Source organism: Bradyrhizobium sp. 142 (assembly GCF_023074015.1).
In the GTDB taxonomy this organism is placed as follows: Bacteria; Pseudomonadota; Alphaproteobacteria; order Rhizobiales; family Xanthobacteraceae; genus Bradyrhizobium.
Genome location: NZ_JADPKQ010000113.1, coordinates 23719 through 39597, shown reverse-complemented (window position 1 = coordinate 39597; position 15879 = coordinate 23719). Strand labels below are relative to the sequence as shown.

Genomic DNA, 15879 nt, shown 5'->3' with positions numbered 1-15879 from the left:
ATCGGGGCGCTCCCTGGATCAGAGAAAAGTCGTTGCGGCACAACAACTTTCGCTGATTCGCGCCCCGGTGCGCTTCAACACTGTGAGAAATGCGAGCTAGCCTGCCTTGGCAGTGCGTGTATCCGACCGCAGGTTCTGGAAGAACTTCTCGACCTCGCGTGACAGCGTCTCCGCAGTGGCGGTGAGGCTGCTCGCCGCCGTCAGCACCGAGGACGCGGCAGTATCGGTCTCGCCGATAGCGTCGCGCAGCGAGGTGATGTTGGCGACCAGGGTCTCGTTGCCTTGCGCGGCAGACTGGGCGTTGGACGAGATCTCGCGCGTGGCGGCGTCCTGCTGGCCGATGGCCCCCGCAATCGCCGAGGTGACGTCGTTGATCTCGCGCACCGCGCCGCCGATCTCGCGCACGGCGTCGACCGCGTTGCGGGTGGAGGCCTGGATCATGGAGACGTTCTCGCCGATCTCGGCGGTGGCCTTGGCGGTCTGCCCCGCCAGCGCCTTGACTTCATGGGCGACCACGGCAAAGCCGCGGCCGGCGTCACCGGCGCGTGCGGCCTCGATAGTGGCGTTGAGCGCCAGCAGGTTGGTCTGCTCGGCGATGGCCTGGATCAGATTGAGCACGCCGTCGATGCGCTGGGTCGCGGCGGCAAGGCTCTCGATCTCGGCGATCGATTTCTCGGTGCGCTGGCCGGTCTGCTCGACCGCGCTGGCGCTCTGCCGCACCTGCCGGCCGATCTCCACCACCGACGCGGACAGCTCCTCGGCGGCGCCTGCCACTGCGGTGACGTTATGGGACGCCTGCTCGGTGGCATTCGCCGCCGTGCCGGCGCGGCTGCTCGCATCCGCGGTGACGCGCGTGATGGTCTGCGCGGTCTCGCGCATGACGCTGGCGTTGTCGGTGAGGCCGCGCATGACCGCGCCGATCGCCTCGCGAAACGTCTCGACGGATTGTTCGATGTGGCGGGCGCGCTGCTCGCGCGCGGCGGAGTCCTGCGTGACCTGCGAGGCGACGCGTTCTGGAACACCTGGATGGCGCGGGCCAGCGCGCCGATCTCGTCGGCGCGGCCGCTGTAGGGCACCACGACGCTTTCGGCCCCGACCGCAACCTGCTTGATGGTTGCGGTGATCGACGCGAGGGGCCGCGCGATCGAGCGGGCGATGATGACGATGCCGATCACGACCAGCGCCAGCGCCACGCCGCCGAGGCAGGTCAAGACCAGCGACAGAATGCGGTTGGTCTCGGTCTGCTGCGCGATCTGCCTGGCGCGCTCGGCATAGACTTTGGACAGCGCCTCGAGATCCTTGTTCAGCGCGGAGCGCACCGAGCGGTTGGCGTCGTTGTCGCCCCATTCGCGGCCCGCGGCCGCATTGATCTCGATGCCGCGGCGCACTAGCTCCTTGCGGAAGTCGACGAACTGCTCGATGCGCTTCTTGAAGGTGGAAAACTGCGCGGCGTCGTCTGCCTTGACGATGGTTTCCCAGCGCTTCACGACGTCGAGGATCTGGACATTGAACTTGAGCAGGCCCTCGCCGTATTTCTTCACCACGGCGGGTTCGGTCGACATGTAGACGCCGCGCGACTCCATCACGACCGCATAGACCAGCGAGTTGACGCGCTCGACATTCAGCGCGGCGGCGTTCGCCGTCTCGATCGCCCCGGCCAGCTCGGCGCCGCGGCGACTGTTGTAGTCGGACAGCATCGCGATCGCCGCGGTGAGCAGCGCGAACAGCGCGAAGATCGCGTAGAGCCTGGCGGCAAGCGTGAAGCGGCCGGCCAGGCCGGCGGCATTCCCAGATCGGTCAATGGTCATGATGTTCAGGGGCCCGGATGGCCTGGAGCGGCCGGTGGCGCGGTCGTGTCAAAATCTATGCAAAACTATGCAGAATGAAGATGGATGCAGCGTTAACGAAAGCCGCTGCAGGCGTTGATCATTGGTCGAACGAAACGCTTGTCATTTCAGTTGTTTGGCGTGACGCTATCGGTTCTCGGCAGATTGAACCTGCAGGAAGGGACGGCGTGCCGTAAAATCGGCCTGCAGCGGCCGCCAAGCGCGTACCCCCAAGACGCCAAGGCCGCCTTCGAGATCGATTTGGATTCGGCCATTGGCCGACGAACCCCGGAGAGGCCTTTGGTCTATCGCCACGCCATCGACGCCACGACCTACACCTTCCCCGACCTGCGCGACCTCCTCGCCAAGGCGACGCCGCCGCGCTCCGGCGACCGGCTGGCCGGGATTGCGGCTGGCAGCGCCGAGCAAATGATTGCGGCGCGGATGGCGCTCGCGGATCTCCCGCTCGGGCAGTTCTTGCAGGAGGCAGTCGTCCCCTATGAGGCCGACGAGGTCACCCGCCTTATCGTCGACAGCCACGACGCAAAGGCCTTCGCGCCGGTGTCTTCGCTGACGGTCGGCGGCTTCCGCGACTGGCTGCTGTCCGACGCCGCAACGCCCGAGATCCTGCGCAAGCTGGCGCCCGGCGTCACGCCGGAAATGGCGGCCGCGGTCTCCAAATTGATGCGCAACCAGGACCTGATCCTGGCCGCGCGGAAATGCGAGGTTACCACCGCCTTCCGCAACACGATCGGGCTGAAAGGGCGGATGAGCACGCGGCTCCAGCCCAACCATCCCTTCGACGATGCCAAGGGCATCACCGCCTCGATCCTCGACGGCCTCCTGTTAGGGGCCGGCGATGCCTGCATTGGCGTCAATCCGGCGAGCGATGATCCGGCCGTGATCGCGCAATTGCTGCGCCTGCTTGATGAGATCATCGCGCGGCTGAAGATCCCGACTCAAGCTTGCGTGCTGACCCATGTCACGACGACGCTGTCGCTGGTCGGGCAGGGCGTGCCGGTCGACCTCGTCTTCCAGTCGGTCGCAGGCACCGAGGCCGCCAACCGCAGTTTTGGCATCGACCTCGCATTGCTCCGGGAAGCGCAGGAGGCCGGGCTGTCGCAGAAGCGCGGCACGGTCGGGCAGAACGTGATGTATTTCGAGACCGGCCAGGGCTCGGCGCTGTCGGCCAATGCCCATCATGGTGTCGACCAGCAGACCTGCGAGGCGCGCGCCTATGCGGTCGCCCGCGCTTTTGCGCCGCTGCTGGTCAACAGCGTGGTCGGCTTCATCGGCCCGGAATATCTCTACGACGGCAAGGAGATCATCCGGGCCGGGCTCGAGGACCATTTTTGCGGCAAGCTGCTCGGCCTGCCGCTCGGAATCGACATCTGCTATACCAACCATGCCGATGCGGACCAGGACGACATGGATAATCTGCTGACCTTGCTCGCTGCCGCCGGCGTCACCTTCATCATGGGGGTGCCGGGCGCCGACGACGTCATGCTGAACTACCAGTCGACCTCGTTTCACGACGCGCTCTATGTCCGCGACGTCTTCGGCCTGCGACGGGCGCCGGAATTCGACGATTGGCTGGTGCAGTCAGGTATTGCCGGCGCCGATTTTCGCCTTGCCGGCGATGCAGGCCTGCTGCCCGATTTTGCCTCGCGGCTGATCGCGTGAGGGTGGATCGGGAAAAGCCCCCGAAAATCTTTCACCTGCCGGCCTGAACCGGGGAAACCATTGGCGCGTCTTACGAATTAGTTCGCTGCCACAATATTGAGGAAATTCGGTCCCAGCGTTACGTTATGTCTCTGGTGGCCTCGTCTGTACCGTTCGTAGAATGTGGTTGGGGAAATTTCGATGCGCGCTGAAAGCAACGGAACGATCCGGCGTATTCTCTGCGTTTTCCCGCGCTACACCTCGTCCTTCGGCACTTTCGAGCACGCCTACCCCCTGACCGACGGCGTGCGTGCCTTCATGCCGCCGCAGGGGCTTTTGCTGCTCGCCGCCTATCTGCCGAAGGAATGGAAGGTCAGGTTCGTCGACGAGAACCTCCGTCGCACCACCGCGGAGGAGTTCGAATGGGCGGAAGCGGTCTTCGTCAGTGGCATGCACATCCAGCGCCAGCAGATGAACGACATCTGCCGCCGCGCCCATGAATTCGATCTGGCGGTCGCACTCGGCGGGCCCTCGGTCAGCGCCTGTCCCGACTATTATCCGTCGTTCGACTATCTCCATGTCGGCGAGCTCGGCGACGCCACCAATCAGCTGATCGAGATCCTGTCGCGCGACACCTCGCGTCCCGACCATCAGGTGGTTCTGACCACCAAAGACCGAATTCCGATGACGGAGTTCCCGATCCCGGCCTACGAGCTTGCCGACGTGAAGAAATACTTCCTCGGCAGCATCCAGTATTCCAGCGGCTGCCCCTATCAGTGCGAGTTCTGCGACATCCCTGGTCTCTACGGCCGTAACCCGCGCATCAAGTCGCCCGAGCAGATCATCGCCGAGCTCGACCGTTTGCGCGAATGCGGCATGACCGACACGATCTATTTCGTCGACGACAATTTCATCGGCAACCGCAAGGCGGCGATGGACCTGTTGCCGCATCTGATCGAATGGCAGAAGAAGACCGGCTATGTGATGCGGCTCGCCTGCGAGGCCACGCTGAACATCGCCAAGCGGCCCGAGATTCTGGAGAAGATGCGTGAGGCCTATTTCACCACCATCTTCTGCGGCATCGAGACGCCAGATCCCGATGCGCTGAAGGCGATGCACAAGGACCACAACATGATGGTCCCGATCCTGGAGGGTGTGCGTACCATCAACTCCTACGGCATGGAGGTGGTGTCCGGCATCATCATGGGACTGGACAGCGACAAGCCGAATACATCCGATGTGCTGCTTGCCTTCATCGAGGAATCCCAGATCCCGCTGCTCACCATCAACCTGCTTCAGGCGCTGCCGAAGACGCCGCTGTGGGACCGGCTGGAGCGTGAGGGACGCCTGATCAACGACGACGGCCGAGATTCCAACGTCGACTTCCTGCTGCCCTATGACGACGTCGTCGCATCCTGGAAGCACTGCATGGAAGCCGCCTACGAGCCCGCGAAGGTCTATGCGCGCTTCCAGTATCAGTGCGACCACACCTATTCAAACCGCCTCAAGGTGCCGGTGTCCGATGAGATGAAGTCCTGGCCCAACATCAGGCGCGCGCTCGTCATGCTGAGGAACATCTTCTGGAAGGTCGGCGTGATCGGCGACTACAGGCGCGTGTTCTGGAATTTCGCGCTGGGACGCATCCGGTGCGGCGATCTCGAAGGCCTGATCGGCAGCACATTGGTCGCGCATCATCTCATCACCTTTGCGCGCGCGGCCTCCAGCGGCAAGCAGAACGCGTCGAACTATTCGGTGCGGCTGCGCGAGGCCACCGTTCCCGCCGAATGAGCGACAAGCCCGCTCCGGTTCGCCCGACCCTTGATCTGCGGTCATTCACGCCCGCGCGCGTCGCGCTCGGGCGCAGCGGATCGAGCCTGCCGACGAAACCGCTGCTCGATTTCACGCTGGATCACGCCCGCGCCCGCGATGCCGTGCACGCCGCCTTCGACGCGCCGCGGCTGGTCGCCGGGCTCGGCGAGCTCGGCCTTGCCGTTACCGAGGTGAGGAGCCGGGCGGCCGATCGCCGGGACTATCTGCGGCGGCCGGATCTCGGCCGGCAGCTTGATGCCGGCTCGGCCGATGCGCTGGCGCAGCTCGCCACGACGCCGTCTCCACTTGCGGTCGTGGTCGGCGACGGCCTGTCGGCGGCGGCCGTGAATGGCCATGCGGTCGCGTTGCTCAAGAGCCTGCTGCCCCGGCTCGCGGCCGAGCAGGCTGTCGCGGTCGGCCGTGTCGTCGTCGCCTCAGGCGCGCGCGTCGCGCTTGGCGACGAGATCGGCGCCATTCTTGGCGCGCGCATGGCCCTGATGCTGATCGGCGAGCGGCCGGGCCTGTCGGCGCCCGACAGTCTCGGCGCCTATCTGACCTTTGCGCCGAAACCAGGCCGTACCGATGCCGAACGCAACTGCGTCTCGAACATCCACCACGCCGGGCTGAGCTATGACGAGGCCGCCTTCAAGATCGCCTGGCTGGTGCGCGAGGGGCTGGCCCGACAGGTCACCGGCGTGGCGCTGAAAGACGAGAGCGCAGACCGCGCGCCGCCTCGAATTGGCACAGCGTCGGAAAGATGACCGAAATCGGGGGCCCAGATCGCCGCATCTTGATTGGTTTGGCTATACTTCGCCTGCTTGCGGGTCGGGGTATTGACCTGCTAAACCCCTCACGGCGATTTTCCGCGTATTTTCAAAGGGCAAGCCTCCCCATTGGTATGGCGTTTTCAAGCCGTTCGCGGGGCGCAATAAGCTCACAGACCGAGCCGATTTAGGAACTGGACAAGGCATGCTCGAAAAGCACAGCGAAAGTGAGGTTCATGTCGACAAGGTCGAGCAGGGACCGGGGTCCTCCATTGCCTTCGGGCTGGAGCGCATCGGGCTGATCGCCGTCCGGGCCCCGATCGTCTCCTGCATCGTGCTGCTGGTGCTGATCGTCGGCGCCGTGTTCGGCATCTATCGGATTAAGATCGACGATTCGCTGTCGCAGCTATTCCGCTCCAATTCCCGCGAATTCCACCAATATGAAGAGGTGACGAAGAAGTTCCCGGCCGAGGAATTCGACGTCCTTGTCGTGATCGAGGGCAAGACCCTCCTGGCCCGAAACAATCTGGAGAAGCTGCGCGACTTCGTCACCGACCTGCAACTGGTCGAGGGTACGCGCGGGCTGGTCTCGCTCTTCTCCGCGCGTCAGGCGCCGGCGCCGGGCAAGCTGCCGGCGGCGCTGTTCCCGGGCGAGCTGCCCGAGGGCGCGGCCTATGACAAGTTCATCGAAACTGTCAAATCCAACGAGATCATCCGCGGCAAGCTGTTGTCGGAGGACGGCACGCTCGCGCTGATCGTGCTCTCGCTGGATCCGGAGGTGGTCGCCTCCAACAAGCTGACCAAGACCGTCGGCGACATCCGCGCACTGACGAAAGAGGACCTCAGCGACACCGGCCTCAACGTGCAGCTCTCGGGCGTGCCGGTGATGCAGCTCGAGATCCGCAACGCGGTCGAACGCGACGGCCTGACCTACAACATCCTCGGCATTCTCGCCGGCTGCGTCATCGCCATCATCTTCTTCCGAAAAATCTCTTTCATGGTGGCGGCGGCATTCCCGCCGATGATCGCGATCCTGCTGGCGCTGGGCGCGCTCGGCTGGGCCAATTTCAATCTCAACATGTTCCTGAACGTGATGACGCCGCTCATCATGGTCATCAGCTTCTCGGATTCGATGCAGCTCACCTTCGCCGCGCGCGACCGGCTGATCGCGGGCCAGGACAAGTTCACCGCGTTCAAGAACGCGGTGCTGGTGGTTGGACCTGCATGCGTGCTGACGCACGGCACCGCCGGCATTTCCTTCATCGCGCTGCAGTTCTCCGACTCCGATTTGATCCGCAAGTTCGGCGAGGCGGGCCTGGCCGCTACCATCATCGCGCTGGTCGCGGTGCTGTCGCTGGTGCCGGTGTTCGGCGTGCTGTTGGTGCGCAACGAGAACGTCTTTGCGACCAAGTTCCAGAGCGCGGACGCCGGTGTCCAGGCGCTGCGCAATTTCTGCTACTGGATCGCGGTGCGCATGGTGGGCCGGCCCGGCCTGTTCAGTCTGATCGCGCTGCTATTCGTCGCCGGCCTCGGCGTGATCTACGCCAATCTGGAGCCGCGCTACCGGCTCGCCGACCAGGTACCAGACAAGCGCCAGGCGGTGGCCGCCAGCGACCGGCTCGACGCCAAGCTCACCGGCGCCAATCCGGTCAACGTGCTGATTCAATTCCCCAAAGGTGAATCGCTCTATTCGCCGGAGACGCTGCAGACGATTGCGGACGTGCATGCGATCGTGGAAAAGACGGCCGGTGTCGGCAACGTCTGGTCGGTCGAAACTCTGCGCCGCTGGCTTGCGGAAAAGGCCGGCAGCGCCGACGTCGCGACGCTGAAGGAATATGTGAACCTCATCCCCGAGCATCTGGTGCGCCGCTTCATCGATGCGGAGCAGGACGCCGTCGTGGTCGCAGGCCGCGTGCCGGACAAGGATTCTAGCCAGCTCCTGCCGATCGTCGAAAAGCTCGACACCGAGCTCGACGCGGTGCGCAAGAAGCATCCCGGCTACGAGGTGGCGGTGACGGGTCTCGCCGCCATCGCGGCGCGCAACTCGGCCGGCATGATCGAGAAGCTGAATCGCGGGCTCACCGTGGAGTTCGCGCTGGTCGCGATCTTCATCGGCCTTGCCTTCCGCTCCTGGGTGGTGATGTTCGCCTGCATCCTGCCGGGCATCTTCCCGGTGGTGATGTCGGGCACGGTGCTGTGGGCGATGGGCGAGGGGCTGCAATTCGCCAGCGTCGTCGCGCTCACCGTCTCGTTCGGCCTGGGGCTGAGTGCGACCATCCACTTCCTCAACCGCCTCAGGCTGGAGAGCAAGCCGAGTGTCGGCTCGGGGCTCGCAGTCGAGCGCGCAACCGTGCTGGTCGGCCCGGCGCTGATCCTCACCACTGTGGTGCTGGCCTGCGGCCTCGTCGTTACCGTGTTTTCCGACCTGCCGTCGCTGCGGCTGTTCGGCTGGCTCAGCGCCTTCTCGATGGTCATGGCGCTGGTCGCCGACCTCTTCATCCTGCGGCCGACGGCGATGTGGTTGATCAACCTGCACGCCAAGCTGCAGGGTGCGGACAAGCGTGCGATCTGAATCGATCGCGACGGGCGATCATACATCAAGACAAGAAAAACCCCTGGCTCGCGAAAGCCAGGGGTTTGTTTTGATCTGAGGCGTTGGCGCGCGAAGCGCGTCAGCTCTTCGTCATCGTGATGTTGACGCCGCGGATCTCGCCCTTAGAGGAGATCTGCACCGTCTGCTTGGTGCCGTTGGTGCGCAGCGACAGGTTGGCGGCAAAGCCGTTGGCCTCGACGAACACCTCGATCTGGCCGCCGCCGGCCGTGCCTTGCAGGTTGCCGAAGATGTTGCGGCTGGCCTCGCTCCAATTGCCGGAGATGCGCTCGCCCTGGCTCGTCACGTCGCTGGTGAGGTCGAACTTGTAGCTATCGCTGGCGCAGTGCAGGGCCTGCTTCAGGTTGAGGCCGCTGCCCGCAACCTTGTAGTCCGCCTTGCAGCGGATGCGCTCGGTGGAGCCGTCGGACAACGACACCGTGCCGGTGCCCGTCCACGCCCCGTCGAAGCCGGCAAACGGTCCGGACGATTGTGCATGGCCTGCCGTGACCGAGAAGAGCAGCGTAGCGCCAATTCCGACCGCCTTGATCGCCAGTCCAGATCGCCCAAAGAATCTCATCTTAAATATCCCGTTTTGGAACGGCGTCCGCTCAAGCACGGGACGTCTCGCCACATCGAAGGTTTAGTGTTCCGAGCCGGTGTCAGGTTCAAAGCCTGACCGGCGGCGACGCCGGCATCGCCAAGCGCGCCCGCCGTGATCGGTATCGAGATTTCCAGTGTTTCGCGGTGTTTCTGGTGGGGAAAGACGTCGACGACAGATGCAGGTCTGCAACAGCCGCCGGCAAAACGCGGGGTGCCAGAATTATGACGTAGTATCAACCCCTTACATCTGCCAAGGAAGGCCCAGGGAAGACCCGATCTGGTCGGAGCGGCGCCAATTTGGCCGCATTTGCCAGCGCTTGTGCCTTCTCCGATGTCGCAGTCTCCGCGGCAACTCGCCACCAGAACAATCCGTTCCCGCCGTCTGCCCTGTGCTGTCCGGGATCGGTGCGATTCTGCCGTCAGAATGAAGGAATACAATGCGTAAGCTTCTTGTCGCTCTCACCCTGCTGTCGGCATCCCTTTCCACGGCGGCGTTCGCCCAGCAAGGCCGCGGCACGGATTCCGAGCAGAAGGCCTGCACGCGCGATGTGCAGAAGTTCTGCCGTCCGGTCATCGATCAGGGCGATTTCACCGTCCTGGCCTGCCTCAAGGAGAACCGGGCCAAGATCTCGCAGGCCTGCGATCAGGTCCTGAAGAACCACAACCAATAAAGTTCGGCCGCTGGCCCACAAAAGGCGGCCCCGGGGCTGCCTTTTCGAGCCCGATCCGCAAGGGCAGCCATCGCGAGACAGGATTGGTTTTGTTGCCGTATTCCCCTATATGGGGGCCGCGGCGGCATCGCTGGCGCGAGCGAAAAAAGCCTTCTGTCCAAACGATTGTTGATCAGCCCTCGATGACCTCTGCGAACGAATTGCGATCCGGCAAGGGTGACCGCGACGAGAATTTTCCCGTCGCGTCCTGGATCATTCATCGGCGTCATCGCACCCTGATCTTGGCGTACTACAATTTCGTCCGGACCGCCGACGACATCGCCGACCATGCGACGCTGCCGGCCGACGAGAAGCTGGCCTATCTTGACCTGCTCGAAACGGAACTGCTCGGTAAGGGCGATACCCAGGCCGAGGCCGTCGGCCTGCGGCGTGCGCTGGCCGAACGCGGCATGGCGCCGCGCCATGCGCTCGACGTGCTGATCGCGTTCCGCATGGACGTGACCAAGCTTCGCTACGAGACCTGGGACGAGGTCATTCACTATTGCCGCTATTCGGCGATGCCGGTCGGCCGCTTCATGCTCGACGTCCATGGCGAGAGCACCTCGACCTGGGCCGCATCGGACGCGCTTTGCGCGGCGCTCCAGATCAACAACCATCTCCAGGATTGCGGCAAGGATTTTCGCGAGCTCAATCGCGTCTATCTGCCGCGCGATGCGCTGGCCGCGAGCGGCGCCTCGGTCGAGCAGCTCGCCCTGACGCAGTCGCCGCCGGCAATGCTGGCCTGCCTGCAGGCGCTCGCTGTGCGCAACGAAACGCTTCTCAACCAGAGTAAGTCGCTCAGCGCAGAGGTGAGGGACTTCCGCCTCGGCGTCGACATCTCCGTCATCCAGGCCTATGCCGACCGCATCGTGCGCCTGCTCAAGGTGCGCGATCCCCTGAGTGAGCGGGTGCACCTGAACAAGCTCGAGCTCCTCACCTTCAGCCTTGCCGGCATGATCGGCGAAGTCGGCCGCCGCGCGATCGGGCGCAGGGCCATGACCAAACCGGGGACTGCTCATGACGCTTGAGGCGGCCTCGCCCGGCGCCAATTATGGCTCGACCGCATCCGGCAGCTCCTTCTACGCTGCGATGCGCATCCTGCCGCGCGACCAGCGCGAGGCAATGTTCCAGATCTACAGCTTCTGCCGTCAGGTCGACGATATCGCCGATTCCGACGGCCCGCGCGGGGAGCGGCTCGCCGCGCTCCAGCAGTGGCGAGGCGACATCGACGCGCTCTATCGGGGCCATCCGACGGAGCGCCTGAAAGACTACGTCGCTTCGGTGAAGAGGTTCGGGCTGAAGCGCGAGGATTTTCTTGCCATCGTCGACGGCATGGAGATGGACGTCCCGCAGGACATCCGCGCGCCCGACATGGCGACGCTGGACCTGTATTGCGATCGTGTCGCGAGCGCCGTGGGGCGGCTGTCGGTGCGGGTGTTCGGCTTGCCCGAGGAAGACGGCATCCTGCTCGCCCATCACCTCGGCCGCGCGCTCCAGCTCACCAACATCCTGCGCGACATCGACGAGGACGCGACGCTCGGGCGGCTCTACCTGCCGCGCGAAGCCCTGCTGCATGCGGGCATCACCTCAAGCGATCCGGACCACGTGATCGCCGAGCGCGCACTGCCGAAGGTTTGCCTGCCGCTGGCGCAGCGCGCGAAGGCGCATTTCGAGACATCGGACGAGATCATGAACCGCAACCGGCGCCGCGCGGTGCGCGCGCCGCGGATCATGTCGAAATACTATCACGCCATTCTAGACCTCCTGATCGCGCGCGGGTTCAACGCGCCGCGCGAGCCCGTGCGTGTGTCGAAGATCACACGCATTGCCATCCTGCTCCGTTACGCTTTTCTCTGATGCAAAACACAGCTCATATCATCGGCGCTGGAATTTCCGGCCTCTCCGCCGCTGTGCGGCTCGCCAATGCCGGCTTCAATGTCGCCGTGCACGAGGCGACGCACCAGGCCGGCGGGCGCTGCCGCTCCTATTTCGACGGCGCAACCAACCTCACCATCGACAACGGCAATCATTTGCTGCTGTCGGGCAACAGTCACGCGCGCGCCTATGCGCGTTCGATCGGCACCGAGGCGGGCCTGGTCGGGCCGGAGCGAGCGCAGTTTCCCTTCGTCGATATCGCGACCGGGCAGCGCTGGCAGATCGATCTCGGTGACGGCCGTCTGCCGACCTGGGTGCTCGACGAAAGCCGCCGCGTTCCCGACACCGGGCTCACCGATTATCTGAAGCTTGCGCCGCTGATCTGGGCTTCGGAGCAGACGCTGGTCGGCAACTCCATTCCCTGCGAGGGCGTGCTTTATCAGCGCCTGGTGCAGCCGCTGCTGCTCGCAGCCCTCAACGTCGATCCGCCCGAGGGCTCGGCCGGACTTGCCGGTGCGATCGTGCGCGAGACCTTGCTCGCCGGCGGGCAGGCCTGCCGTCCGCTGATCGCGCGCGACGGCCTCAGTGCCGTGCTGATCGAGCCGGCCGTGACATTCTTGACCGAGCGCGGACACGCTGTGCAACTCGGTCACGAGCTGCGTTCCTTCGCGACCAACGACGGCAAGGTCGGCGCGCTGAATTTCGGCGGCGAGGATGTGATCCAGCTCAGCGACGGCGACGTCGTCGTGATGGCGGTGCCGCCGCGCGCAGCCTCCGGCCTGCTGCCGGGCATCAAGACGCCCACCGAATTCCGCGCCATCGTCAACGCCCATTTCCGCATTGAGCCGCCGCCGGGTTCAGCTCCGATCCTGGGTGTGATCGGCGGAACCGTCGAGTGGCTGTTCGCATTCCCCAACCGGCTCTCCGTGACCATCAGCAATGGCGATCGTCTGGTCGACATGCCGCGCGAGGACCTCGCGCAGGCGATCTGGAACGATGTCTGCAAGGCCGGCAGCCTTTCCGGCGAGCTCTCGCTTCAATTGCCTCCCTGGCAGATCGTGCGCGAACGCCGCGCCACATTTGCAGCGACCCCAGCGCAGAATTCCTTACGTCCCGGGCCGGTCACCGCGCTGAAAAACCTGTTTCTTGCCGGGGATTGGACTGCTACGGGATTGCCTGCAACCATCGAGGGATCGGTCCGATCCGGCGATCGGGCCGCCGATCTGGTTCTGGCCGCCAAAGGATCCTGAAAAGCGGCCCTGACGACATTTGTCCCGGCCAATTTCAAGGTAACTATCGGAGTAATCGAGCAAGATGGATTCCGTGAACGCGACCGCCCGCGAAGTCCAAAAATCCAGGATCTTGGAATCGAGCATTGCGTCGGCCACGCAAGGCGTCCTCGGCTTCCAGCAATCCGACGGTCATTGGGTGTTCGAGCTCGAGGCCGATTGCACGATCCCGGCCGAATATGTCCTGCTGCGCCACTATCTTGCCGAGCCGGTCGATGCGGTGCTGGAAGCCAAGATTGGCAACTACCTGCGCCGTGTCCAGGGCGCCCATGGTGGCTGGCCGCTGGTGCATGACGGCGAGTTCGACATGAGCGCCAGCGTGAAATCCTACTTCGCGCTGAAGATGATCGGTGATTCCATCGACGCGCCGCATATGGTGCGCGCGCGCGAGGCGATCCACGCCCGCGGCGGCGCCATCCACAGCAACGTCTTCACGCGCTTCATGCTGGCAATGTTCGGCGTCGTGACGTGGCGCGCGGTGCCGGTGCTGCCGATCGAGATCGTGCTGCTGCCGTTCTGGTCGCCGTTCCACATCAACAAGATCTCCTACTGGGCGCGCACCACCATGGTGCCGCTGATGGTGCTCGCTGCGCTCAAGCCGCGCGCGAAGAATCCGAAAGGCGTCGGCATCGACGAATTGTTCCTGCAGGATCCGCGCTCGATCGGGATGACCGCTAAGGCGCCGCACCAGAGCATGGCCTGGTTCGTGCTGTTCCGCGCGCTCGACGGCATCCTGCGCGTGGTCGAGCCGATGTTTCCGAACAGCCTGCGCAAGCGCGCCATCGATGCCGCACTCGCCTTCATCGAGGAGCGGCTTAACGGCGAGGAAGGCATGGGCGCGATCTATCCGCCGATGGCCAACATCGTCATGATGTACGATGCGCTCGGCAAGGACGAGAATTATCCGCCGCGCGCGGTCACGCGCCGGGGCATCGACAAGCTCCTCGTCATCCGCGAGGAGGAGGCCTATTGCCAGCCCTGCGTCTCGCCGGTGTGGGATACGACGTTGACGGCGCACGCGCTGCTCGAGGCCGGTAACGCAGAGGCCGTGCCGGCTGCCAAACGCGGCCTCGACTGGCTGATCCCGAAGCAGGAGCTCGAGGTCAAGGGCGACTGGGCCGTGAAGCGGCCCGACGTGCGCCCGGGCGGCTGGGCCTTCCAGTACAACAACGCCTATTATCCCGATCTCGACGACACCGCGGTGGTGGTGATGTCGATGGACCGCATGCGGCGCGAGCACGGCGCCACCGGCTACGATGCTGCGATCGATCGCGGCCGGGAATGGATCGAGGGGATGCAGAGCGACGACGGCGGCTGGGCTGCCTTCGACGTCAACAATCTCGAATATTATCTGAACAACATCCCGTTCTCCGACCACGGCGCGCTGCTCGATCCGCCGACCGAGGACGTCACCGCCCGCTGCATCTCGATGCTGGCCCAACTCGGCGAGACCGCGCAGACCAGCAAGCACGTGGCCGATGGGGTCGCCTACCTCAGGAAGACCCAGCATCCCGAGGGCTCCTGGTACGGCCGCTGGGGGATGAACTTCATCTACGGCACCTGGTCGGTGCTCTGCGCCCTGAACATGGCCGGCGTCCGCCACGACGACCCGATGATCCGGAAAGCCGCTGGCTGGCTGGCCTCGATCCAGAACGCGGACGGCGGCTGGGGCGAGGACGCCGTCAGCTACCGGCTCGACTACAAGGGATGGGAGGCGGCGCCCTCGACCGCCTCGCAAACGGCATGGGCCTTGCTTGCCTTGATGGCGGCAGGCGAGGTTGATCACCCGGCCGTCGCCCGCGGGGTGGAGTACCTGATTGCAACACAGAACGAAAAAGGACTGTGGGACGAGCAGCGGTATACGGCCACAGGCTTCCCCCGTGTATTCTATCTACGGTACCATGGGTACGCGAAGTTCTTCCCGCTGTGGGCGTTGGCGCGGTATCGGAACTTGCGGGACACCAACAGCAGGGTGGTAGGGGTCGGAATGTGACTTTGGGGACGGGGGACTATGTTACCGCGGGCAATGCCATTGATCCGCGGCCAATATTAATCGTGACTGGACTGGTTCAGGAGGCCCGCATCGCGGCAGGGCCCGGAATGGCTGTCATCTGCTCGTCCAGCAGCCCGACCCAGTTGCGGGCGCTCCTGACGGTGCTGGATCCCGAGTCGATTCGCGGCGTCATTTCCTTCGGCGTGGCCGGCGGGCTCGACCCGGCGCTGCGCTCCGGCGACGTCGTGGTGGCGACCGAGGTGCTGGCGGGCGATGCCCGCTGGGCCGCCGGGCTGTCGCTCGGCGACGACCTCATCGAGCGTCTGACGTCAGGACGCCGCCGCGTGGTGCGGCGCAGCCTCGCCGGCGCGGAAGAAGTGGTCACCGGCCGGTCCTGCAAGGCGGCGCTGCATTCGGAGACTGGAGCTGCAGCCGTCGACATGGAGAGCCACATCGCGGCCGCCTACGCCGCCGAGGCCGGGCTGCCCTTTGCCGCGGTCCGGGTCATCAGCGACCCCGCCCACCGCGCCCTGCCGGCGTTGGCCCGCGCCGCCATCAAGCCGAACGGCCAGATCGACCTTGTCGCCGTGCTGCGCGGCATCGTGCGCAATCCGGCCGCGCTGCATGCCCTGGTCTCGACCGGCCTCGACTTCAACCGCGCGCTGCGTAGCTTGCGCGGCTGCCGTGATTTCCTGATCGGCACCGAACTCGCCGACAGCGCGGAATTGGTGCCGGAGACGGTCTGAACGGCTTTATCG

11 protein-coding genes and 1 pseudogene are annotated in these 15879 nt (G+C 64.8%); 10 read left to right on the top strand and 2 right to left on the bottom strand.

Annotated features, from left to right (window positions below; genetic code table 11):
- Positions 1-96: 96 nt before the first annotated feature.
- Positions 97-1808: pseudogene (locus IVA82_RS11740) on the bottom strand (methyl-accepting chemotaxis protein).
- Positions 1809-2126: 318 nt separating this feature from the next.
- Here IVA82_RS11740 and IVA82_RS11735 point away from each other — a divergent pair.
- The 4 genes from IVA82_RS11735 to IVA82_RS11720 all read left to right on the top strand — a co-directional run bounded on the left by IVA82_RS11735 (position 2127) and on the right by IVA82_RS11720 (position 8633).
- The gene (locus tag IVA82_RS11735) at positions 2127-3509 is read left to right on the top strand and encodes an ethanolamine ammonia-lyase subunit EutB (RefSeq protein ID WP_247381098.1); all 1383 of its coding nucleotides are present in this window, start codon (positions 2127-2129) and stop codon (positions 3507-3509) included.
- Between the two features lie 180 nt (positions 3510-3689).
- Complete coding sequence (locus IVA82_RS11730) at positions 3690-5276, top strand: B12-binding domain-containing radical SAM protein (protein WP_247381087.1); 1587 nt, start codon at positions 3690-3692, stop codon at positions 5274-5276.
- Positions 5273-6058 carry an ethanolamine ammonia-lyase subunit EutC gene (gene eutC, locus IVA82_RS11725; RefSeq protein WP_247381086.1) on the top strand — a complete coding sequence of 262 codons (786 nt, stop codon included), beginning with the start codon at positions 5273-5275 and terminating at the stop codon, positions 6056-6058. Before IVA82_RS11730 ends, eutC begins: the two co-directional genes overlap by 4 nt.
- Positions 6059-6266: 208 nt before the next feature.
- A complete protein-coding gene (locus tag IVA82_RS11720; RefSeq protein WP_247381084.1) occupies positions 6267-8633 on the top strand; it encodes an MMPL family transporter in 2367 nt (788 codons plus the stop codon).
- Positions 8634-8733: 100 nt separating this feature from the next.
- On the opposite strand, the gene IVA82_RS11715 is transcribed toward IVA82_RS11720, so the two are convergent.
- Positions 8734-9231, bottom strand: coding sequence for a hypothetical protein (locus tag IVA82_RS11715; protein WP_148743381.1), 498 nt, complete (start codon positions 9229-9231; stop codon positions 8734-8736).
- 460 nt (positions 9232-9691) lie between these two features.
- On the opposite strand from IVA82_RS11715, the gene IVA82_RS11710 reads away from it, so the two are divergent.
- The 6 genes from IVA82_RS11710 to IVA82_RS11685 all read left to right on the top strand — a co-directional run bounded on the left by IVA82_RS11710 (position 9692) and on the right by IVA82_RS11685 (position 15867).
- On the top strand, positions 9692-9925 hold the full coding sequence (locus IVA82_RS11710; RefSeq protein WP_148743383.1) for a hypothetical protein: 234 nt from the start codon (positions 9692-9694) through the stop codon (positions 9923-9925).
- 182 nt (positions 9926-10107) lie between these two features.
- A complete protein-coding gene (gene hpnC / locus IVA82_RS11705; RefSeq protein ID WP_247381082.1) occupies positions 10108-10992 on the top strand; it encodes a squalene synthase HpnC in 885 nt (294 codons plus the stop codon).
- Positions 10982-11821, top strand: coding sequence for a presqualene diphosphate synthase HpnD (gene hpnD, locus IVA82_RS11700; protein ID WP_247381079.1), 840 nt, complete (start codon positions 10982-10984; stop codon positions 11819-11821). Before hpnC ends, hpnD begins: the two co-directional genes overlap by 11 nt.
- Positions 11821-13089 carry a hydroxysqualene dehydroxylase HpnE gene (gene hpnE, locus IVA82_RS11695; protein ID WP_247381078.1) on the top strand — a complete coding sequence of 423 codons (1269 nt, stop codon included), beginning with the start codon at positions 11821-11823 and terminating at the stop codon, positions 13087-13089. Before hpnD ends, hpnE begins: the two co-directional genes overlap by 1 nt.
- Before the next feature lie 64 nt (positions 13090-13153).
- Entirely contained in the window at positions 13154-15121 is a 1968-nt protein-coding gene (gene shc, locus IVA82_RS11690) for a squalene--hopene cyclase (protein ID WP_247493306.1), read from the top strand.
- A complete protein-coding gene (locus IVA82_RS11685) occupies positions 15118-15867 on the top strand; it encodes a phosphorylase (RefSeq protein WP_247381073.1) in 750 nt (249 codons plus the stop codon). Before shc ends, IVA82_RS11685 begins: the two co-directional genes overlap by 4 nt.
- Positions 15868-15879 lie beyond the last annotated feature (12 nt).

Coding starts and splice junctions, on each gene's coding strand:
- hpnE (WP_247381078.1), top strand. CDS start 11,821: ATGCAAAACACAGCTCATATCATCGGCGCTGGAATTTCCGGCCTCTCC.
- IVA82_RS11730 (WP_247381087.1), top strand. CDS start 3,690: ATGCGCGCTGAAAGCAACGGAACGATCCGGCGTATTCTCTGCGTTTTC.
- IVA82_RS11720 (WP_247381084.1), top strand. CDS start 6,267: ATGCTCGAAAAGCACAGCGAAAGTGAGGTTCATGTCGACAAGGTCGAG.
- shc (WP_247493306.1), top strand. CDS start 13,154: ATGGATTCCGTGAACGCGACCGCCCGCGAAGTCCAAAAATCCAGGATC.
- hpnC (WP_247381082.1), top strand. CDS start 10,108: ATGACCTCTGCGAACGAATTGCGATCCGGCAAGGGTGACCGCGACGAG.
- eutC (WP_247381086.1), top strand. CDS start 5,273: ATGAGCGACAAGCCCGCTCCGGTTCGCCCGACCCTTGATCTGCGGTCA.
- hpnD (WP_247381079.1), top strand. CDS start 10,982: ATGACGCTTGAGGCGGCCTCGCCCGGCGCCAATTATGGCTCGACCGCA.
- IVA82_RS11715 (WP_148743381.1), bottom strand. CDS start 9,231: ATGAGATTCTTTGGGCGATCTGGACTGGCGATCAAGGCGGTCGGAATT.
- IVA82_RS11710 (WP_148743383.1), top strand. CDS start 9,692: ATGCGTAAGCTTCTTGTCGCTCTCACCCTGCTGTCGGCATCCCTTTCC.